We start from the raw sequence: 20,899 nt of genomic DNA, 5'->3' as shown, positions 1-20,899 counted from the left end.
GAAGCGTCCGTGCTCCACGCTTGATCCTCCTGTACATGACAGCATCACCGCAGGTGAACGGGCAGCCCGATGACCGCCGCGACAAGTCCGACCGATCGGACGACGCGACTCCCAACCGCCACTTCCGCCCCGCTCCCCCTGTCGGAGACAGGGGTTTGAAGGGCGTGCCGTCAGGCACGTCCCCTAAGGCGTCCTAGGATGCTAGGAATTGAATTGGGAGCAGGCCGCGGCACCTGTTCGTACACTTCCGATCAGGAGTGGTCGAGGACCGTCAAGCGGTCGGTGCGGCCCTGCTCCCGCCAGATCTCCCGAGCGATCCGCAGGTGGTCGGCGGTAACAGTGGCGTCGACGGTGAGCGCCGCAAGCCGTGCATGCGCCTGCGCGATGCCGTCCCGGCGGCCGATCCGCTCGAACGCCACCAGCGCCGCCTGAGCAGTCGACAAGGCCCGCGTCGAATCCTCCGTCGCCGCGGCGATGCCCAGCAGGCAGGAGGCCCGCCCGATCACATCGTCCAGCTGGGTGTACAAGTCCAGCGCGACGTCGAACAGGTCGACCGCCGACGCCTTCTCGCCCCGTGCGAGCGCGATCTCACCCAGGACGCTCATGCAGTCCGCTTGCCCTCGCTTGTACCGCATGCGGGCATACAGCGGCTCGGCGCGCTGGATGGCGTCTCGGGCCGCGTCGAAGTCACCGCGGGCAAGCGCAACCTGCCCCTGACCCCGAATGCAGTTGGCTCGGCCCAGCACCACACCGGTGCCCTGGTACCAGGCCAGCGCCTCGCTGTAGCGGCGCTCAGCCTGGTCGACGTCGCTGACGGCCAGCGCGACGTCGGCGAGCCTGCGGTGCAGGTCGGCTCGCTCCAGCCGATCACCGATCTCGTCGACGATGACCAGGGCCGCCTCGAACAACCTGATCGCGTCGTGATACTCCGACAGCCGCTCGGCGACGTCACCGCGGGTCTTGTTGCACCGCGCCTCACCACGCCGGTCGCCGGCAGCGCGGTACAGCTCCGCGGCACGCTCGAACGACGGCAGCGCCGCCTGGTAGTCGGACTTCTCGAAAGCGGTGTCGCCGATGTGCTTCACCGTGTGCGCTTGCCACCGCACGTCACCAGCGGCCTCGAACAGCGGCAACGCCCGGGTCAGCAGTGCGTGCGCGTCGTCGAGCTCGCAGCGGCGCAACGCGATGTCACCAAGCCGGTACAGGCACTCACCTTCCAGCGCGGCGTTGCCGGCCCGCCCGGATGCCTGCGCGGCCAGCTCCAGCAGGTCGGTGTCCCCGATGCCGGTCCAGCGGGTGAACTCGCCGAGGGCGCACACCGCCTCGATCGCGGCGATCGGGTCGGCGTCGGTGAGCCCGTCGCGAAGCACCGTGTCGAGGTTGCCGCTCTCCGCCACCAGCCGAGCACTGGCCTGAGCGCCGCTGTCCGTGCCCGCCTGCAGCCCGTACTGCTTCGCCACGCCGACATAGTGGGCGATCACGGCCGACCGTACGTCTGCGGCCATCGGACGCTCACGTGACACGTAGTCGCGGATCGGAGCAAGGGTGCGCAGCCGTCCCTGGTCGTCGAACGCCAGCCCGACCTTCCGCAGCGTCGCGGCGGCGGCGTCGGCCGTGTCCGGCATCAGCCGTTGCAGATCGTCCAGCTCGATGCCATCGGGCAGGGCACCGAGCACGGTCAGCAGACGATGAGCAACGCCGTTCATGCGGGGACTCCTGATGGTGAGTTCGACGGAGACATCCATACCGTCCTGTCCGGGCAACCCATCGCTGACGAGCCTACGTTGGGTCATCCAACGTCGCCAAAGTCCGCGGAGGTTCGGCTCGCCCTGCGCGACCGTGGCGAGCAGCTTCAACGCCAGCGGCACGCCGTCCTGCCCGGCGACCAGTTCCGCCAGGTCAGGGTCACGGGAATACTCCTCACCCGCGATCGACAGGAACACCTGCTGCGCCGTGACGTGATCGAGCGGGCGCACCAGCACCCGCCGCACCGGGAAGTCGACGCCCGGCGACGCCGTGCCGCGGATCGTCGCCGCCAGCCCCAGTCCTGGCACCGCCACCAGCCGGTCCAGCAGGTCCTCGACCGCTTCCCTGTCGTGTTCCCACGCGGTGGCCAGCTCGTCGAGCGCCAGCAACGCCGGCGCCGTCGCGAGCGACTCGAGCACGACGTCGATCAGGCCAGGCCCGATCGAGATGTGCAACGCGACCGCGATCTCCGCCACGATGGCGTCGGCCTGAGACTCTCCGCCACACCTGACGAAGTACCGGCGGCCACCGAAGCGTTCGACGACGGACCTGTGGTGCAGCGCCGCACGCAGGACGGTGCTCTTGCCGATGCCGGGTGCGCCGTGGATCCACACCGGGGTCCGGCTCACCACGGCCTCGGCGACGTCGGCGACGTCACCGTCGCGGCCGAGGCACAGCGGCGCCGCGGGGATGCTCGGGCGCGCCACCGGCGGTGCCGTCGGCTGCGGCGGTATCACCGGCGCCGGCATCGGTGCCGGGTCCGTAGCAGGCCCGGCACCGAGCGATGCCAGCAACCGCCCGCCGGCGGCTGCCCGGTCGACACCGGCGAGGACCGAGTCGGTGGTTGCCGCCTCCGTGAAGCGTGCCTGTTCCTGCTCGCTCCACACGTCGCTCATGGAGGCGATCTCGGCGCCGTTGAGGAATTCGCGCAGCAGCCCCGTGACCGGCGCCGGGTCCGGCCGGGTACCGACGATCACCAGCGGACCGGTCCGCCGCGAGGCGAGCCGGTGCAGCAGGAACCGGTCGACGTGGCCGGCGGCGATGAACGCGTCGAGATCGTCGAGCCACAGCACCGTCCGCCGCAGCGGAATGTTCGCCTCCACGATCGCGACGAGCGCCGCCGGGTCCCGCGGGGCGACCAGCGTGCAGCGAGGGTAGACGCGCCGCAGCGCCTCATACGCGGCACGGGACTTGCCGCAGCCGGCCGGCCCCTGCACCACGAGCACCCGGGTCTGCCGCAGCAGCCTGTCGAGGTCGGCGTCGACGTCCCGCGGTACGTAGGTGGTGACTCCGGTCGTGCCGGCGCTCGCGCCCAGCAGCGTGGGCCGGTCGGCCCGCGCCACCTGCGGCAGCGTGCCGCGCTCGTCAACCAGGCAGGTGCGCACCAGCACACCGCGCCGATCGCCGTGTCCATCGACGGACTTGCCCCACCAGCTGCCAATGAGGTCAGCGAACACCGCGAACGGGATCGTCAGGATGCTGGTGAGCACAAGCGTCCACATCGGGCTTGAAGGCACCGCTCCGGTGGACATCGCGACGATCAGACCGCCCGCGACGGCGACGAGTGCGAGCCCGACAAGCAAACGGCCTCGCATCGGGCGGCGCCCCTCCGTCCGTTCGGGTACACCAGGTTTACCCGAAGTCGTCGCTGCGCGCTACCCCGTCGTCACCGCCACGGAGGTACCTCCCCCGTGTCGACGAGCTTCGTTGCCTCCCGGTCGTCCAGTTCTCGCTGGTAGTAGAACCTGGTTGGCGGAAGCAGGTCCGCGGCCGTCGCGACGGCGTCCCGGGCGGCGGCGTACAACCGCTGCGGCGCGACACCGAGCCGATCGTGCGCGACCGTGGTCAGGTACGACAGCGCGTGGTGCCACAGGAAGCTGTCGTAGCCGAGGCTCAGCACCGGGCCGGTGTCGGCGTGGACGTCCCGCCCGACCACGTTCACCGGTGGCAGCCCGCGCAGGCCACGCCGGACCCGGATGCCTTCGTCCACGTAGACGCCGCAGTCGCGGTACACCAGCGCCGTCGTACGACCGTCCGGCTCGAAGGACAGCAGGGTGTTCTGCCCATGTGGTTCGACCGCGACGCCGGCCGTGGTGACCGCCCGCGCCCACATCCGCGCCGCCGGCGCGACGACCCTGTCGGCGACGTAGGTGGCGGCGTCCTCACCGGAGATGTCGACCAGCTGCTCGATCAACGTCGGGTCGGACGGGTGCTGCAGGTCGCGGCCGTACAACGCGAACAGCGGCACCGTCAGCGGAAGTCTCGCCGCGCCGACCGGCACGGTGTCCCGGATCAGGAACCCCCAGGCGTCGTCGGTGTCGCCGAGGAAACCGCCGCCGACTTCCGGCAGCAGCGGCAGTTCTGCGTCGACGAGCTCGTCGGACACCCAGAGCTGCGCCTCGATGACCGGTTTGCGCAGCCGGCGGGTGAACCGGGACATGCGACGGGGGTAGTGCAGCTTCACGAAGTGGGGCTCGACCGGGGCATCGCCGATCGCAGTGACGAAGACGGTGCGGGCGTTCGCTGACGGCACGACCCGCAGCTGGGGGCCCCGATCGCAGCCGCGCAGCGTGTCGCCCAGCACGAGCCCCGCCCAGTCCAACGCGTTCGGGTGCACCGGCAGCAGGAACCCGTCCCCATCCCGGTACAGCGCCGCCAGCGGGCTGCGGTGCCGTGACTCGACGAATCCGCCGAGCTCCGCCGGCACCCTGAACGTCGGAACGGCGAACGACGCCGCGCCCAGCTGGGGGTGGAACGTGTCGTCGATGTCGATGTCGGCGGCGTACGCGCTGTACGTGCGCGTTCCGTCGCCGAGGTACCGCTCCGCGTACTGCCAGACCTCGATCGGGTCGCCGGATCGGAGGCCGGAGAGGGTGTGCAGGCGCATCCGGACGAGCCTACCGGCGGCTGCCGCCAGTCCGGGCAGGCCCCTCGACGCGGACGGCCAACACCGTCTCGCCGCGCGGTGAGCAGCTGCGGCGCCTGTACTTCCGGGCGGGGTCGAAATGCACTTGATCATGGGAGGGTGGGGCGCTACCGTCCCGCTGCGTGCGGACGAAGACTTTGGTGGTGGTACTGGTGCTGGCCGTTGCCGGCGCGGTGTTCCTGTGGTGGCGGGAGACGGGTGGTGAGGGCGGGCTCGGGTGCTACACGGCGCCTGTCGCCGTGGGGATCCTGCCTGACACGGGAGCGGTGCAGGCGGTCGGTTGTGACGAGCCGCACGACTACGAGGCGATCGCGATCCTGACCGAGGCCGGCGCCGAGGAGCGCTGCCGGGAGGAGGCTGAGTCGTTCCTCGGTGGGCCGTGGGAGCAGTCGCGCACCATCTACGGGCTCCTGCGCGACAAAGACCCTGTGCGCGGGCGGCTGCTGTGCGCGGTCGCGGAGACCTCCGGCACCGGCGGGCGTCCCGTCGGCAGCACCCGCAGCATGAAGGACGGCATGCGGGGCGACCGGCGGCTGGCCATCACGTGCCTCGTCACCGACACAGGCGGGGACGACGAGGAGGAGCAGGAGTACCTGTTCGGCGAGTGCACGCAGAGCCACGCCGCGGAGTTCGTCGGCACCGTCGCCCCCGGTGACGACACCGACGCGGACTGCCGGGAGGTCGCCGCCGCGTACCTCGGTCTGCCCGACCTCCGGCAGCGCGCCGACCTGCGGGTCGCCTGGCTCTCCCGGGAGAACGAGCTGTGCCTGGTCACCGAGGTGCCCGATCCGGCCGGGCGGCACGACACGCTCCGCGGCAGCGTGCAAGGGCTCGGCGGCGGGCCGTTGCCGCGGTGATCAGCGCCAGTCGGGGTGCTGGCCGGTGTCGACGAGTTTCCAGTCGCCGTTGTCGTACAGGACGTTGTCGTAGTAGAAGACCGTCGGGGGGAGCAGGTCCTGCGCGGTGAAGGCCTCGCGGGCCGCGGCGTGCAGAGCGGCCGGCGGGACCTGCCACAGCGACGACGCGAGGGCGGCGACGTAGGACAGGGCGTGGTGGCCCATGAAGCTGTCGTACGTCAGGCTGAACACCTCGTCCGCGGCCATCGGCACGTCGCGGGGGATGACGTTCGTCGGCGGCAGCGGGTCGGTCAGGCCGAGGCGGGCGCGGTGGGCGGCGTCGACGTAGATGGCGCAGTCGCGGTACAGGATGCGGGTCTCGTCGCCGGCGGCGTCGAACGCGAACAGCGTGTTCTGGCCGTGGGTCTCCAGGGGGCAGCCGGTCGTGCGGGCCACCTCCGACCACAGCCGGACCATCGGCGCCACGATCCGGGACGCGACGTAGGTCAGCGGGTCCTCGCCGGAGCGGACGACGAGCTGCTCCAGCAGGGTCGGGTCCGACGGGTGGTGCAGGTCTCGGCCGTACAGCGCGAACAGCGGCACCGTCCACGCCGGGGCGGGCGCGAGCGGGCGGGCCGCCCGAAGCAGATAGCCCCAGGCGTCGTCGCCGGTGCCGAACCAGCCGCCGGCGACCTCCGGCAGGACCGGGGTGCCGGCGGCGACGAGGTGGTCGGACACCCACAGCTGCAGCTCGATGATCGGGCGGCGCAGCCGGCGGGTGAAGCGGGACAGGCGGCGCGGGTAGTGCAGCTTCACGAAGTGCGGCTCGACCGGGCGGCCGTCGACGGCGGTGACGAAGACGGTGCGGGCGTTCGCGGACGGGACCGCGGTCAGCGACGGGCCGCGCGGCGACGCGAGCAGCTCGGCGCGGCCCACCAGGTCGGGGGCGTCCAGGGCGTCCGGATGGACCGGCAGCAGGCCCTCGTACAGCAGCGGCAACGACGACTCGACGAGCCCGGACGCCGCTGTCCGCAGCGACGGGACCTGGAACGTCGGGAGCTGGAAGGACTCCGCGCCGAGCTGGGGGTGGTGGACGTCGGAGATGTCGAGGTCGCCGGCGTAGGGGCTGTAGGTCCGGGTCCCGACGCCGAGATACCGTTCCGCGTACTGCCACAGGGCGATCGGGTCGCGGGAGTCGAGCTGCATCGCCGGCCAGCCTACCGGTGCGTGAACTGGAGTCGAAGCGTGGTTCCCCCCAACGTGGCCGCCGCCATACGCGGCGCCGGGCGTCCCGTCTGCGCCTACGTCTACGCCCGGGAGCGGCTGCGGGCCAACGTGGCCGCGCTCCGCGACGCGCTGCCCGCGGGGACCCGGATCGCGTACGCGATGAAGGCCAACGGCAACGAGGACGTCGTCGCGGCGTTGCGGGGGCACGTCGACGCGTTCGAGGTCGCCTCCGGCGGTGAGCTGCGGGCGGCGGCCGGACTGCCGGCGATCTTCAGCGGACCCGCGAAGACCGACGCCGACCTGCGCGCCGCGGTGGAGGCGGGCGCGACCGTGAACGTCGAGAGTCTCCACGAGTTGCGGCGGCTGCAGGTGTACGGCGGTGCGAAGGTGTGCCTGCGGGTCAACCGGACGCACCCGGCGCTGCCGGGCACCCACGCGATGGCGGGCGTCCCGACGGCGTTCGGCATCGACGAGGCGCTCCTGCCGGAAGCGTTCGCGATCGCCCGGAATGTCCAGGGCTTCCATCTGCACGCGGTGTCCAACAACCTCGACGCCGCCGCGCACGCCGCGTTCATCCGGGAAGCGGTCGCCTGGGCCGGTGACGCGGCCCGCAGGTGGGGCGTGCCGGCGCCGGTCATCAACGTCGGCGGCGGGTTCGGCGTCGACATCGCCGCCCCGACCGGCACTGGCGGCCGCTTCGACCTGGACGTCTTCAAGGCAGGGCTCGCCGGGCTGGAGCTACCGGACGGGGCGACCCTCGTCGTGGAGCCCGGCAGGTTCGTCGCGGCGACCGCCGGGTGGTACGCCACCGAGGTCGTCGACGTGAAACGCACCCACGGCCAGTGGTTCGTCGTCGTCCGCGGCGGCACCCACCACTTCCGGCTGCCGGCGTCGTGGGGGTACAGCCACCCGTTCACGGTGCTGCCCGTCGACGCGTGGCCCTACCCGTTCGAACGGCCCGGCGTGCGGGACGCCACGGTCACGGTCGCCGGGGAGCAGTGCAACCCGCGCGACGTCCTCGCCCGGGACGCGGCGGTCGCGTCGGTGCGGGCCGGCGACGTCCTCGTCTTCGCCGGCACCGGCGCCTACGGGTGGGAGGTGGCGCACCACGACTTCCTGCGCCACGCCCACCCGCAGTTCATCACCGTGTGACGCGCGGCGCGAACTGGGACCGGACCGCGCGCAGCGCCTGGCGGCGGGCGTCGCCCTTGAGCGTGTCGACGTACAGGACGCCGTCGAGGTGGCCGGTCTCGTGCTGCAGCGCCCGGGCGAGCAGGCCGCTGCCGGACACGGTGACCGGCTCGCCGTGCCCGTCGAACCCTTCGACGGTGGCGTGCATCGCCCGTGGGGTCGGGAACCACAGCCCCGGGATCGACAGGCAGCCCTCCTCGCCGTCCTGGGCCCCGTCCAGCGCCGTGATCGTCGGGTTGACGAGGTAGCCGACCTGCTTGTTCGCCGCGTACGAGAACACCCGCAGCCCCACCCCGATCTGCGGCGCGGCGACCCCGGCACGGCCCGGTTCACCGGTCACCGTGTCGAGCAGGTCACGCACGAGCGCACGCAGCTCGGCATCGAACGAGGTCACGGTCTCGCAGGGGGTGCGGAGCACGGGATCGCCCAGCACGCGGATCGGTCGGATCGTCACGCGTCACAGGCTACTTCGGGGCGGCGTGAACGATCGTTGACGAGGGCCTAAACTGTGCCGACTTCCCACCCCCGGAGGCACACCCATGGCCTACCAGGCCGACAGGGCGGACGTGCGGTCACACCGCAAGAGCCCAGCTCAGCGCCGATCACGACGCCGGTTAGTGATCATCGGCGCGGTCGTTGCCGCGCTCGTCGCCGGCGGCGCCGCGTACGGCGGCGTCCGGCTGCTGCAACCGTCCTGTAACGGGACGGTCACCGCGAAGATCGTCGCGTCGCCGAGCACCGCACCGCTGCTGCAGTCCCTCGCCAAGTCGTGGACGGACAGCAACCCGGCGGTCGCGGGGCGTTGCGGCCGCGTCGAGGTCACCGCCCGGGAGACCGCGTCGATGGCGCAGGCGCTCGGCACCGACTGGGACACCAAGACCGGCTCCCCGCCAGACGTGTGGGTGCCGGACTCGACCGCGTGGGTGCGGCGGGCGTCGACGGCGGCGATCGCCGAGCGGATGATGCCGGACCTCCAGCCGATGCTGGCCCGCACCCCGTCGGTCCTGGCCATGCCGAAACCGATGGCGGAGGCGCTCGGCTGGCCCGGCGGCGAGCTGTCGTGGCAGGACGTCATCAACAAGGTCGCCGCCGACCCGCAGGGCTGGGCGAAGTACGGCAAGGGCGACTGGGGCAAGTTCAAGTTCGGGATGAGCGACCCGCTGCAGTCGACCGCGGGCCTGCTCGCCCTGATGGCGATCCTCGACGGCAACGACGACGGTGAGGTCACCGCCGACGAGCAGGCGACCCTCGCCAAGCTCAAGCAGGAACGCGCCGTCTACACCCCGACCACCGCCGCGCTGCTCGCCGACCTGGCCAAGGCCGACGGTCAGGGCGACACCGCCGCGCTGCAGTACGTGTCGGCGTTCCCCGCCCTCGAGCAGGACGTCCTCGCCTACAACAAGACCAACCCGAAGGTGCCGCTGGTCGCGGTGTACCCGTCCAACGGCAGCGCCGACGCCGACAACCCGTACCTGATCCTCGACGCGCCCTGGGCGGAGAAGGACAAACAGGACACGGCGCGGCAGTTCCTCGCGTACCTGCGCGGGCCGCAGGGGCGCAAGGCGTTCCTCGACGCCGGGTTCCGCGACCCGAACCGCGACGCCGGCACCGCGCTGAGCGCCGACAACGCGTTCAGCGCGAAGATCAAGACGGTGCCGCGGGCGGTGCTGCTGCCGGAGTCGGTCAAGCAGTCGATGGACTCGTGGACGGCACTGACCCGCCCCACCAACGTCCTCATCGTCCTGGACATCTCCGGCTCCATGGCCGAGCAGGTCCCCGGCACCGGCCGCAACCGCATGCAGCTGGCGAAGGACGCCGCCCGGGAGGCCGTGCAGCTGTTCGACGGCGACGTCGACGCCGGCCTGTGGGTGTTCTCCACCCGGCAGAACGGCCAGCAGGACTACAGGTCCCTGATCCCGATCGGCCGGGTCGGCGACCAGCTCAGCGGCAAGTCCCGCCGGGAGCAGATGGTGGCCGCGATCGACAAGCTGACCCCGGTCGGCGACACCGGCCTGTACGACACGGCCGCCGCCGCCCAGCAGGCCGTGGTCGACGCGTACCAGCCCGGCGCCACGAACCTGGTGGTGCTGATGACCGACGGGAAGAACGACGACCCGACCGGCGGCCTCAGCCTCGACCAGCTGCGCCCGAAGCTCGAGGCGAACGCGGCGTCGGACAAGAAGGTGCCGATCGTGACCGTCGGGTACGGCAACGACGCGGACTTCGCGGCGCTGCAGGAGATCTCCCGGGTCAGCGGCGGCGCCCTCTACACGTCGAAGACCGCGTTCGACATCAACGAGGTCCTCCTCACCGCCATCTTCGGCAGGGTCTGACGCTCGGGGCCGGTCCGCTCACCATGAGAGCGGACCGGCCCGCCGTCAGGCGCTCAGGGCGGCCTTGATCGGGGCGGTCTTCGCGGCGGCCTCGGCGACCTCGGCGGCCGGGTCGCTGTCCCAGACGATGCCGCCACCCGCCCACACGTGCGCGAGACCGTCGGCGACGGCGACGGTGCGGATCGTCAGCCCCAGGTCGACGCGGAGGCTGCCGTCGGCGCCGTGGCCGATCCAGCCGGCGGCGCCCATGCTCGGGCCGCGCCCGACCGGCTCCAGCGCGCTGACGACCTCGATCGCGGCCAGCTTCGGCGCGCCGGTCACCGAGCCACCCGGCCACACCGCACCCAGCAGCCCGGCGAGGCCGACGCCGGGCGCCAGGTCGGCGCTGACCGTCGACTCCGCCTGCCACAGCCGCGACCAGCGGCGGATCGCGAACAGCTCGTCGACGCGGACGCTGCCGGTCCGGGCGACCCGGCCCAGGTCGTTGCGCTCCAGGTCGACGATCATGACGTGCTCGGCGCGTTCCTTCGCCGACGCGAGCAGCTCCGCGCGGCCCTGCGCGGTCGCCGGGCGGGTCCCCTTGATCGGGCGGGTCACCGCGCGGCCGCCGGCGACCTCGACGAGCGTCTCCGGCGACGCGCACGCCACCCACCAGCCGCCGTCCGCGCCGGACAGCACCCCGCCGTAGCGGGCACCCGGCAGCGCCGCGACCCTGGCGAGGGCGGCGCGGGGGTCGCCGGCGAACGGGGCGCTCGCGTGGCCGACGACGTTGGCCTGGTAGACGTCGCCGCGGGCGATCGCCGCCCGGACCGCCTCGACCGCGGCGGCGTGCTCCCCCGGGGTCCAGCTCGGCGTCCACGGGCCCACCCGGCCGTCGCGGGGCACGGCCGGCCCCGCGAACGCGTACGGCGGCGGGGTGTGGGCGTAGACGACCGCGACGAGGTCCGGCACGCCCGGCGCCGGCGACGCCACGGCCGACGGCGGCGCCAGGAGCACCGCCGCGCCACACACCCCGTCCGTCACCGTCCGTGACCGTGACACGTCGGAGACGGGCAATCCGGCGTCGACGAGGAACGCTTCCAGCAGTTGCAGAGGGTCACCGCCGTCGCGGGAACGCCACTCCAGCCGGGAACGCTCCCAAACGTGCGGCCGGCACGCCGGTTCCGACCCGGGAGGGTGCAGATCCACCGTCCCGGGCCAATACCCGACGACCGGTCCTAATGGGCTCATACGAATGGCGGATTATCCCCAAGTTGTGCCGTCACATGTGCGGATTCGTGTCGTTGGCCGTAGTAGCGTGCATCACTGGTCATGTGAACAACCCCACAGGCCCCACCAGAACCTCTCAAACGGAGACCCCGGATGCTCTGCCAGCACCAACCAGCGTGCCCCTCGGCCCACGACTCCGACCACGAAGCAGCCAGGATCCTGGCCTCGCACCCCGAGCAGGGGTGGAGCCTCCTGTGCAACGGAGTGATCGTCTTCGAGGACACCGGAGAGCTACTTCCTGACTGCAGCGTGATCGAACCGCACCGCGGCCCCGCCATGCACGTCCTCGTCGAAGCCGCCTGAGCGATCACGCTCCGTAGCCGCTCACTCCTCGAAGGCTGATGCCGGCGGGCACGAGCAGACCAGGTTCCGGTCGCCGTAGCTGTCGTCGATCCGCCGCACCGGCGGCCAGTACTTCGCCACCGTCACGCCGGCCGGGTAGGCGGCGAGCGACCGCGGGTAGGCGTGCGCCCACTCGTCCGCGGTGACGACCGCCGCTGTGTGCGGCGCGCCCGCCAGGGGGTTGTCCCCCGCCGGCCACTCCCCGGACGCCACCCGGTCGATCTCCTCACGGATCGCGATCATCGCGTCACAGAACCGGTCGAGCTCCGCCAGGTCCTCGCTCTCGGTCGGCTCCACCATCAGCGTGCCCGACACCGGGAACGACATCGTCGGCGCGTGGAACCCGTAGTCGATGAGCCGCTTCGCGACGTCCGCCACGCTCACACCGGTCGCCTTCGTGATCGTGCGCAGGTCCAGGATGCACTCGTGCGCGACGAGGCCCTCGCTGCCGCTGTACAGCACCGGATAGTGCTCCCGCAGCCGCGCCGCCACGTAGTTCGCCGCGAGGACCGCCGTCGCCGTCGCCTTCGTCAGCCCGTCCGGGCCCATCACCCGCAGGTACGCCCACGGGATCGGCAGGATCCCCGCGGACCCCCACGGCGCCGCCGACACCGGCCCGACCGGAGCCGCCACGCCGTCCTCCTCCAGGATCGGGTGCGACGGCAGGAACTGCGCCAGGTGGGCACGGACCGCGACCGGACCGACACCCGGGCCGCCGCCGCCGTGCGGGATGCAGAACGTCTTGTGCAGGTTCAGGTGCGACACGTCCGCCCCGAACTGCCCCGGCTTCGCGTAGCCGAGCAGCGCGTTGAGGTTCGCACCGTCGACGTACACCTGGCCGCCCGCCTCGTGCACCTTCGCGCACAGGTCGGAGATCCCCGTCTCGTACACCCCGTGCGTCGACGGATACGTCACCATGATCGCGGCCAGCCGGTCCCGGTGCAGCTCGATCTTCGCCTCGAGGTCACCGAGGTCGACGTTGCCCAACTCGTCACACGCCACCACCGCGACCCGCATGCCCGCCATCACGGCGCTCGCCGCGTTCGTGCCATGGGCGCTCGACGGGATCAGGCACATGTCCCGCCCGGTGTCGCCCCGCGAGTGGTGGTAGGCGCGGATCGCGAGCAGGCCCGCCAGCTCGCCCTGCGACCCCGCGTTCGGCTGCAGCGACACCGCGTCGTAGCCGGTGACCTCCGCCAGCCACCGCTCCAGGTCACCGATCAGCTTCCGGTAGCCCTGCGTCTGCGCCGCCGGCGCGAACGGGTGCACGTTGGCGAACTCCGGCCAGGTGATCGGCTCCATCTCCACGGTCGCGTTGAGCTTCATCGTGCACGACCCGAGCGGGATCATCCCCCGGTCGAGCGCGTAGTCCATGTCGGAGAGCCGCTTCAGGTACCGCAGCATCGCGGTCTCCGACCGGTGCGTGGAGAACACCGGGTGGCTCAGGTAGTCGCTGGTGCGGCGCAGCTCGGCCGGCACCACGTCCGCCGTGTCCAGCGCGGTCACGTCGACGTGCGCGAGACCGAACGCGGCCAGCACGTCACGCAGGTGCCCGAACGTCGTCGTCTCGTCGCACGCGATGCCGACCCGGTCGGCGTCGACCTGCCGCAGGTTGATCCCCCGGTCCGCGGCGGCACCGACGACGTCCTTCGCCTTCCCCGGTACGACGGCCGTCACCGTGTCGAAGAACGCCTCGTGCTCGGTGGTGACACCGCCGGCCCGCAGCCCCGCCGCCAGCCGCACCGCCATGTCGTGCGTGCGGGACGCGATCTCCCGCAGCCCGTCGGGGCCGTGGTAGACGGCGTACATGCTGGCCGTGACCGCGAGGAGCACCTGCGCGGTGCAGATGTTGCTGGTCGCCTTCTCCCGCCGGATGTGCTGCTCACGGGTCTGCAGGGCGAGCCGGTAGGCGGGGGCGCCGTCCGCGTCCTTGGACACGCCGACGAGCCGCCCCGGCAGGGTCCGCTCCAGGCCCTTGCGGACCGACATGTAGCCGGCGTGCGGGCCGCCGAAGCCCATCGGCACGCCGAACCGCTGCGCGCTGCCGACCGCGACGTCCGCGCCGAACGCCGCCGGCTCCTGCAGCAGGCACAGCGCGAGCAGGTCCGCGGCGAACGTGACGATCGCGCCCTTGTCGTGCGCCTGCCCGGTGATGTCCGCCAGGTCACGGACCGCGCCGGACGCGCCGGGGTACTGCAGGTGCAGGCCGAAGAACTCCGCTGGCAGCTCCTCGGTCCGCAGGTCCACCGTCTGGACGTCGATGCCGAGCGGCTCCGCCCTGGTCCGGATGACGGCGAGGGTCTGCGGCAGGACGTCGCTGTCGACGACGTACACGTCGGCCTTGACCTTCGACGAGCGCCGCGCCAGGGTCATCGCCTCAGCGGCGGCGGTCGCCTCGTCCAGCAGCGACGCGCCCGCGACCGGCAGCCCCGTCAGGTCCGTGATCACCGTCTGGAAGTTGAGCAGCGCCTCGAGGCGGCCCTGGCTGATCTCCGGCTGGTACGGCGTGTACGCCGTGTACCACGACGGGTCCTCAAGCACGTTGCGCAGGATGACCGGCGGCGTGTGCGTGCCGTAGTAGCCGAGGCCGATCATGCTGACGAGCGTCCGGTTCGCCGACGCGAGGGCGCGCAGCTCCCCCAGCACCTCGGCCTCGGACGCGGCCAGGGGCAGCTGGAGCGGCTGGTGCCAGCGGATCGAGCCGGGGATGGCCGCCGTCATCAACGCCTCGACGGAGTCGTACCCGACGGTCTTCAGCATCGTCGTCTGCTCGTCCGGCGACGGTCCGATGTGCCTGCTGGCGAAACTGGTCATTGGCCACACTCTTTCGGATCCGGGGGTCGGGGCTGCGCACGTCCCTCCCCCTCTGTCGTGTGGCCTCCAGAGGTGCCAACCCGTCGCGGTCCTTCTGCCTGAGAGGTTCCGGGGAGGATTTGCCCCTTCGGCGTCGCCCTGAACTCAGACGATCTCTCCCGCGCGGGTATTGCCGGCGATGCCTAATCTACCGGTTCTTTGACCATGGTCACGCGCCCGTGGTCCACACCACAGCGCGTAGCGCATCCTAGGACGCTAGGTTCATGGCTTACAGCGGGCTGAATTCGCGTCGACCATCAGAAGGCTGGCGTCCACCGCCTCGAAGTCGCTGCCCTTCAGCCCCTTGAGCGCGTTGAGCTGATCGTTGCTCCACCGGTCGTCCTGCGTGCCGGAGAAGAACCACGGCGAGCCGTTGTCGGCGAGGACGGCGCCGTACTGCTTGAGCGCCTGCGCCACCACCCGCGCCTGCGCCGGGAACTTCGAGATGTCGACGGACGCCTTCAGCCGGAACCGGGCACCCATCGGCGGCAGGTTCGCGTCGGTGCTGCTGGACGCCGCGTGCCGGGCGGGCCACACGTACGCGTTCCTCGTGCGCGGCGCGGTGAACCGGATCGCGTGGTCGATCCTGCCCTTGGTGACCTCGTCGGCGCGCGGCAGCCCGGCCAGGATCGACAGGCCCGCGGCGTCCGCCGACGTCCAGCCGGCCTTGCGCAGGTCGTTGCGGCGCAGGTCGAACACCGCCCCGGAGCCGGCCTTCCACGATCCGTCCGCGTTCGGGCGCGCGGCGTACAGCTCGTACACCTTGCAGGCCGCCGTGTCGTGCACGATGACGTGCCGGTCCCCGTCGGCGTTCGGCCCGCCCTCAACCTTGGCGTTGCGCGGGATCGGGTACGGGCCCTTGTCGCTCTCGTCCGCGTACTCGAAGCTGACCTTCACGCCGGCCTGCCCCTGCCCGACCATCGTGACCGGGATGCCGAACGGCGCGCCGTCGATGAGCCCCGAGCCGAAGTCCGGGTGCGCGTGCGCCTGCGCCCCGATGCTGCCGACCCACGCCGCCGAGTCCCGGTGCACCGGCAGCCTCGACACGTCGGCGTGCCACACGTTGTCCGCGGGGAAGATCGTGCACGCCCCGCTCGGCGCGGACGCGGACTGGCTCGCGGCGCCCAGGCCGCCGGCGCCGGACCCGCCCGTCGCGCCCGTCGCGCTCGGCGTCCCCGAGGCGGGTGCGGCGCTGCCCTTGCCCGGCGAGCTGCATCCGCTGACCGCCAAGACGGCGACGACGGCCAGCGCGGCGCTGCGCTTCAATGATCCTCCTCGGGTCGGCCCCCGATCCTCACGGACCTGCGCGCACAGTACGCGCACCCTGTGTCCGACCCGCAGCGCACCATCGCCGCGCAGCGCCGCCGTGCCGGGTCAGTCCGCCGCGCCGGCGGCCAGCTCCCGCACCTCCTGCGTGCAACGGCACGCCGCGGCGAACCTGGCCGCCCACCGGACCGCCTCGTCCCGGTCCGGCACCTCGAGGAGCGCGAACCCGCCGATGTGCTCCTTGGTCTCCGGGAACGGGCCGTCGGTGACCGAACCGTCCGCGGCCACGACCGTCGCGGGCTGCGCCGGCACCCCACCGCCGAACACCCACACGCCGGCGTCGCGGGCGTCCTGCGCCACCTCCTGCGCGGCCTTCGTCACGTCGGGCACGTCCTTCTCGGCGACGTTCATCCACCCCTCGTCGAACGAGACCAGGTAGTGCGGCATCCTGTTCCTCCTCGCCTCCGGCGGCCCCTCCGGCCGCCGCTCACCCGTCCTACGAACGGCCCGCCCCGGATCCGACAACCCGCCGCGACAAATTTCCGTCGGTGCCAGTCCTACACGGTCAGGGCGTGCCGGGTCCGTGCCGCTCGACGAGATCCAGGAGCTCGTCGACGGACCACTGGTCGTAGGCGTGCTCGCCGTACTTCGCGGCGAGGACGGTGCCGTCGGGGGCGATGAGGAAGTCGGCCGGGAGGCCGAATCGTCCGCCGGCCGGGGTGAGCGACGGCGGGCGTTCGCGGCCGCGGAGCAGGGCCCAGGTGCTGCGGGCCACGGCGCGCAGGATCGTGGGCCAGACGCGGGGGTCGAGCAGGGCGCGGCGGGAGGACTCGACGCCGAACTCGCGGTACAGGCGCTTCTGCGGGTCGGGCACGACCGGGAACGGCAGGTCCGTCACGTGCTCGCGCAGCGCCGCCGCGGTGGAGTGGAACACGACGACCTCACGGACGCCGGCCGCGGTGATCTCGGCGTGGCGGCGGACGATCGAGCGCAGGTGCAGGTTGCAGACCGGGCAGCCGGCGAAGCGGCGGAACTGCAGGTGCACCAGCAGCGACGGGTCCGGCACGGCGACCGGCTCCCCCACGACGACCTGCAGGCGCCGGGAATCGACGACGAGCATGACACCTCCGCGTAAGCGTACAACGTACTCTTACGGGCAAGCGTAGGCGTATGACGTACGCTGTCAAGTGCCATGCCTCGACCGCGATCACTCACATCCGCGCAGATCGCCGCGGCGGCGCTCGCGGTGCTCGACCGTGACGGGCCGGCCGGGCTGACCATGCGCGCCGTCGCCCAGCAGCTCGGCATGGGCACGATGAGCCTGTACCGGTACGTCGCCGACCGCGAGGAGCTCGAAGGCCTCGTCGTCGAGCTGGTGCTCGGCGCCGTGGACCCCGCACCGCCGGAGGGCGGCGGCTGGCAGGAGCGGGTCACCGTCATGGTGGAGCGGGTCCGCGTCGCGGTCGGCGCCCACCCGGCCGTCGTCCCGCTGACCATGACGCACCGGCACCGGTCACCCGCCATCCTGCGCTGGTCGGAGACGGTGGCCGGCATCCTGGCCGAGACCGTCACCGACCCGGAGCGCAGGGTCGTCGCGCTGCGGGGGCTGCTGTCGTACCTCGTCGGCGCGATCCAGCTCGAACACCTCGGCCCGCTGTCCGGCCCCGGCACGGCGGCCATCGCCGGGCTCGACCCCGCCGCGTTCCCTCACATGCGGCAGCTCGGCGGGGCGGCCCGTCAGGTCGGCGCCGACGAGGAGTTCCGCGGCGGTCTCGCCCTCCTGCTCGCCGGCATCAGCGGCGGGCCAGGGCCAGCTCGTACGAGGAAGGCGTGACGTTCGGGAAGATGCCCGTCAGCGACCCGACTCCGCAGCGGCGCTGGAGCAGCTCGCCGATCACCGACCGGTAGTCGGTGGTGGACGTCAGGTCGCCGGCGGTGAGCTTGGCCGGGGCGAGACCGGGCCAGATGCCGTGCACGCGGCCACCGCGGACGTTGCCGCCGAGCAGGAGCATGGCGTTGCCGTTGCCGTGGTCGACGCCGCGGGAGCCGTTCTCCGCGACGCGCCGGCCGAACTCGCTGAGCGTGACCAGGGTGACGCGGTTGAACGCGTCGCCGAGGTCGGTCGCGAACGCCGCCAGGGCCAGGGCGAGCTCCGTCAGGTGGTCGTGCATCCGCTGGCCCTTCACCGGGCCGCCGAGACCCTCGTGCATGTCCCAGTCGCCGAAGTCGACGGTGGCCGCCATCAGGCCGACGTTCGACTTCACCAGGCGCGCGACGTCGCACAGCGCCTTGCCGAGGGCGGTCGACGGGTAGGTCGCCGCCGGGGTGTACGCGCCGAGCGCGGCGACAGTGCCCAGGGTGGCGTTGACGGCGCGGGCCGGGTCGGCCATGACCGCCGGGGCGCCGTCGAACAGCTTGGCGATGGTCGCGGCCAGCGGCGTCTTGGCGTCGTTGCCGGAGAGCTTGAAGCCGTCGACGGACGACATCGACACGTCCGGGGACGGGCCGGCGAACGCGCGGGCCGGGGACGTCGCGCCCATCGCGACGCCCGCGGTCGGGGCGGAGGCGCCGGTGACGCCGAGCATCCGGTCGAGCCAGCCGGTGCGCACGGACGTGCCGGCGGCGGCGCGCTCCATCTCCTCCATCGCCTGGAAGTGCGACCGGGACGGGTGGGGCTGGCCGACGGCGTGGACCGCGCCGAACGTGCCGGCGGTCCAGCGAGGCAGCAGCGGCGCGAACGCCGGGTGCAGGCCGAACATCCCGTCCCCGGCGATCACCGACGCCTTCGGCACGGCGATGGTGGGGCGGGCGGTGTAGTAGTCGGGGTCGCCGATCGGGACGACGGCGGACAGCCCGTCAAACCCGCCGCGCAACGACAACACGACGATGGTGTCGCCGGTGTACGGTGTGCCGGCGAACGCCAGCCGGGTCGCGAGGCCTTCCCCGACGAGCCCGGTGAGCGCGGCGCCCGCCCCGATCACGGCGGCCCGGCCCAGCAGCCCGCGCCGCGAAATACCGTTATCGGTAATACAGCAATCCATCATGACGGTCACCTGGCCAGGTAGTAGGGCGAGTCGAGGATCAGGGCGATGAGGTGCGGCAGCCGGCCGGCGACGGCGGGGTCGGTCGCCTTCAGCGGGCTCGACGCCGACTTGTTCAGGAAGCCGAGCAGGGCCGCGCTGTGCGCCGCCTGCAAGGGCTGCCCGACGAGGCGGGTGGCCAGGGCGTCGAGGAACGTGCCGTGCGTGGCCGGCAGCGTCGGCACCAGCGTCGCGAGCATCGACGCCGGGCGCACGAGCTGCTTGGGGTACCAGCCGGCGGCGAGGTTCAGGTGTGCGTTCCAGCGGATCAGCAGGCCCGACGGGGCGGTCCAGGCGGCGGCGACGTCCGGGTAGCCGTTCGGCGGCGCCCAGCGCATCGGGGCGTGGCCGGCGGCGACGAGGTAGTTGTACAGGGCGCGGACCCCTTCGGTGCCGGACGCCTCGGGCTGCAGGCCCAATCGGCGGACCGTGCCGATGAGGTCCTCGAGGGGCGTGCGGACCTTGGCGCCGACGGACGCGGCGAACTCCGGCGACGTGAACAGCGCCCGCAGGACCGGCGCGATTGCCGATTTCTGTTGCAGGTACACCTCCCGCAGCTGCTGCACGAGGGCCGCCGGCGGGTCGTCGGAGACGAAGCGGACGCAGAGCTTGCGGGCCACGCGCTCGGCGGTGGCCGGGTGCTGGGCGAGCATGTCCACGAACGCGAGGGCGGCCGCTTCCCCGCCGCCGGCGGTCGCGTTGTCGTGCCGCCAGCCGAGGATGGTGACGGCGCCGGTCGCGTGCTGGGTCGCGTCGAACTTGTACAGGCCGGTGGTCTTGTCGACGGTGAGCCCGGTGAGCAGCCGCGCGGCGTCCTTCACGTCGGCCTCGGTGTAGATCAGCCCGACGGTGTGCAGCTCCATGAGCTCGCGGGCGTAGTTCTCGTTGGGTTTCGCCTTCGTGGAGCTGCGGTTGTCGAGGTACGACAGCATCGCCGGTGACGTCGCGGACGCCTTCAGCAGGTCGGCGAACGTCCCCAGGGCGTGCCTGCGGATCAGGGAGTCGTAGGCGCCGCGGCTGTCCCAGACGTCGCTGGACGGGCAGGTGACGTTGAGGTGGTTGGACCACATGTCGACCATGACCTCGAGCAGCTGCCGGTTGCTCCATGCGGCGCGCGCGACGGCGGCGGAGCCGAGCTGCTGCATGGCGTCCCAGCCCCCGGACTTCATGGCGCCGGCCTTCACCTTGGCCCGCACCCCGGCGATGTCGAGGTTGGCCATCGGGTACCGCGTGAGCAGCTTCGCGCACGCGGCGTCGTCGATGGTCGCCGGGGCGAGCTGCCGGTCCAGCCACGCGACGGCACCGAGCTTGCGCAGCTCGGCCTCGCTCGCGGGAGTCGGCCCGAACGTGGCGCGGCGCAACAGATGCAGGACCGGGTCCTGAGGGGTGAAGGCGGTCACGCAGTCCAACGTCGACACCGACACGGCCGGCCTGACCGACGCCCCCACCACGCTCCCACCCGGCAACCGCTCCGCACCACCGGATTACCGGATTACCGGATTACCCAACCCAACAATCCAGTGGGCGGACGGGTGTGTGCGTGGTTTGCGTCGAGTGCCGTGTTGGTCTCGGCGTGGGGCCGGTCGAGTGACACGCCGGCTGCGGTTCTCTTGGCCAGCGGATTACCGGATTACCGCACCCAACAATCCCGCCACATCGACCATCGGAACGGTGCGACCAAGAAGACCGCAGCGACCGAGACGGGTCACGTCCGCGCTGGTGGTGTAGGAGGCGGTCAGCGCTGATCCGTTGTGGTTGATGTTAGGCGGCGGCGAGTTGGGTGGTGTCGGTGTCGGGTTGGGTTCCCTCGGTGGTGATGACGGTCAGTCG

The 20,899-nt window shown here is 72.2% G+C and carries 16 protein-coding genes and 1 riboswitch; of the genes, 5 read left to right on the top strand and 11 right to left on the bottom strand.

Features of this window, described 5'->3' with window-relative positions:
- Window positions 1-251: 251 nt before the first annotated feature.
- Both ABD332_RS26480 and ABD332_RS26475 read right to left on the bottom strand, forming a co-directional pair.
- A complete protein-coding gene (locus tag ABD332_RS26480) occupies window positions 252-3,341 on the bottom strand; it encodes a tetratricopeptide repeat protein (protein ID WP_344504833.1) in 3,090 nt (1,029 codons plus the stop codon).
- A gap of 71 nt (window positions 3,342-3,412) precedes the next feature.
- A complete protein-coding gene (locus ABD332_RS26475) occupies window positions 3,413-4,633 on the bottom strand; it encodes an IucA/IucC family C-terminal-domain containing protein (protein ID WP_344504832.1) in 1,221 nt (406 codons plus the stop codon).
- A gap of 161 nt (window positions 4,634-4,794) precedes the next feature.
- On the opposite strand from ABD332_RS26475, the gene ABD332_RS26470 reads away from it, so the two are divergent.
- Window positions 4,795-5,529, top strand: coding sequence for a septum formation family protein (locus tag ABD332_RS26470; RefSeq protein ID WP_344504831.1), 735 nt, complete (start codon window positions 4,795-4,797; stop codon window positions 5,527-5,529).
- Here ABD332_RS26470 and ABD332_RS26465 read toward each other — a convergent pair whose 3' ends face one another.
- Entirely contained in the window at window positions 5,530-6,714 is a 1,185-nt protein-coding gene (locus ABD332_RS26465; RefSeq protein ID WP_344504830.1) for an IucA/IucC family C-terminal-domain containing protein, read from the bottom strand.
- 39 nt (window positions 6,715-6,753) lie between these two features.
- On the opposite strand from ABD332_RS26465, the gene ABD332_RS26460 reads away from it, so the two are divergent.
- Complete coding sequence (locus ABD332_RS26460; RefSeq protein WP_344504829.1) at window positions 6,754-7,887, top strand: type III PLP-dependent enzyme domain-containing protein; 1,134 nt, start codon at window positions 6,754-6,756, stop codon at window positions 7,885-7,887.
- Here the strand turns inward: ABD332_RS26460 and ABD332_RS26455 are convergent.
- The gene (locus ABD332_RS26455; RefSeq protein ID WP_344504827.1) at window positions 7,877-8,380 is read right to left on the bottom strand and encodes a peptide deformylase; all 504 of its coding nucleotides are present in this window, start codon (window positions 8,378-8,380) and stop codon (window positions 7,877-7,879) included. The genes ABD332_RS26460 and ABD332_RS26455 overlap by 11 nt on opposite strands.
- 163 nt (window positions 8,381-8,543) lie before the next feature.
- On the opposite strand from ABD332_RS26455, the gene ABD332_RS26450 reads away from it, so the two are divergent.
- Window positions 8,544-10,259 (top strand): substrate-binding and VWA domain-containing protein, encoded by a 1,716-nt coding sequence (locus tag ABD332_RS26450; protein WP_344504826.1) that lies wholly within the window; start codon window positions 8,544-8,546, stop codon window positions 10,257-10,259.
- Between the two features lie 45 nt (window positions 10,260-10,304).
- Here ABD332_RS26450 and ABD332_RS26445 read toward each other — a convergent pair whose 3' ends face one another.
- Window positions 10,305-11,489, bottom strand: a complete 1,185-nt coding sequence (locus ABD332_RS26445; protein ID WP_344504825.1) for a chorismate-binding protein — start codon at window positions 11,487-11,489, stop codon at window positions 10,305-10,307.
- A 132-nt stretch (window positions 11,490-11,621) separates the two neighbouring features.
- Between ABD332_RS26445 and ABD332_RS26440 the strand changes: the two genes are divergently transcribed.
- Complete coding sequence (locus ABD332_RS26440; protein WP_344504824.1) at window positions 11,622-11,831, top strand: DUF5999 family protein; 210 nt, start codon at window positions 11,622-11,624, stop codon at window positions 11,829-11,831.
- A 21-nt stretch (window positions 11,832-11,852) separates the two neighbouring features.
- Here ABD332_RS26440 and gcvP read toward each other — a convergent pair whose 3' ends face one another.
- From gcvP to ABD332_RS26420, 4 genes are all read right to left on the bottom strand, one after another.
- The gene (gcvP, locus tag ABD332_RS26435; RefSeq protein ID WP_344504823.1) at window positions 11,853-14,684 is read right to left on the bottom strand and encodes an aminomethyl-transferring glycine dehydrogenase; all 2,832 of its coding nucleotides are present in this window, start codon (window positions 14,682-14,684) and stop codon (window positions 11,853-11,855) included.
- A gap of 76 nt (window positions 14,685-14,760) precedes the next feature.
- A riboswitch (glycine riboswitch) is annotated at window positions 14,761-14,855 on the bottom strand.
- 90 nt (window positions 14,856-14,945) lie between these two features.
- Window positions 14,946-15,989, bottom strand: coding sequence for a hypothetical protein (locus ABD332_RS26430; RefSeq protein ID WP_344504822.1), 1,044 nt, complete (start codon window positions 15,987-15,989; stop codon window positions 14,946-14,948).
- A gap of 108 nt (window positions 15,990-16,097) precedes the next feature.
- Entirely contained in the window at window positions 16,098-16,436 is a 339-nt protein-coding gene (locus ABD332_RS26425; protein ID WP_344504821.1) for a YciI family protein, read from the bottom strand.
- 118 nt (window positions 16,437-16,554) lie between these two features.
- Window positions 16,555-17,109 (bottom strand): peroxiredoxin-like family protein, encoded by a 555-nt coding sequence (locus ABD332_RS26420; RefSeq protein WP_344504820.1) that lies wholly within the window; start codon window positions 17,107-17,109, stop codon window positions 16,555-16,557.
- 72 nt (window positions 17,110-17,181) lie between these two features.
- On the opposite strand from ABD332_RS26420, the gene ABD332_RS26415 reads away from it, so the two are divergent.
- Entirely contained in the window at window positions 17,182-17,823 is a 642-nt protein-coding gene (locus ABD332_RS26415; protein WP_344504819.1) for a TetR/AcrR family transcriptional regulator, read from the top strand.
- Here ABD332_RS26415 and ABD332_RS26410 read toward each other — a convergent pair.
- Together ABD332_RS26410 and ABD332_RS26405 are read right to left on the bottom strand one after the other, a co-directional pair.
- Complete coding sequence (locus ABD332_RS26410) at window positions 17,783-18,970, bottom strand: DUF1501 domain-containing protein (protein ID WP_344504818.1); 1,188 nt, start codon at window positions 18,968-18,970, stop codon at window positions 17,783-17,785. The genes ABD332_RS26415 and ABD332_RS26410 overlap by 41 nt on opposite strands.
- Before the next feature lie 68 nt (window positions 18,971-19,038).
- A complete protein-coding gene (locus tag ABD332_RS26405; RefSeq protein WP_344504817.1) occupies window positions 19,039-20,469 on the bottom strand; it encodes a DUF1800 domain-containing protein in 1,431 nt (476 codons plus the stop codon).
- Window positions 20,470-20,899 lie beyond the last annotated feature (430 nt).

This window comes from Dactylosporangium maewongense (assembly GCF_039531485.1).
GTDB classification, from domain to species: Bacteria; Actinomycetota; Actinomycetes; order Mycobacteriales; family Micromonosporaceae; genus Dactylosporangium; species Dactylosporangium maewongense.
The sequence above is the reverse complement of the archived record's forward strand: the minus strand, read 5'-3'. Positions and strand labels throughout refer to the sequence as shown.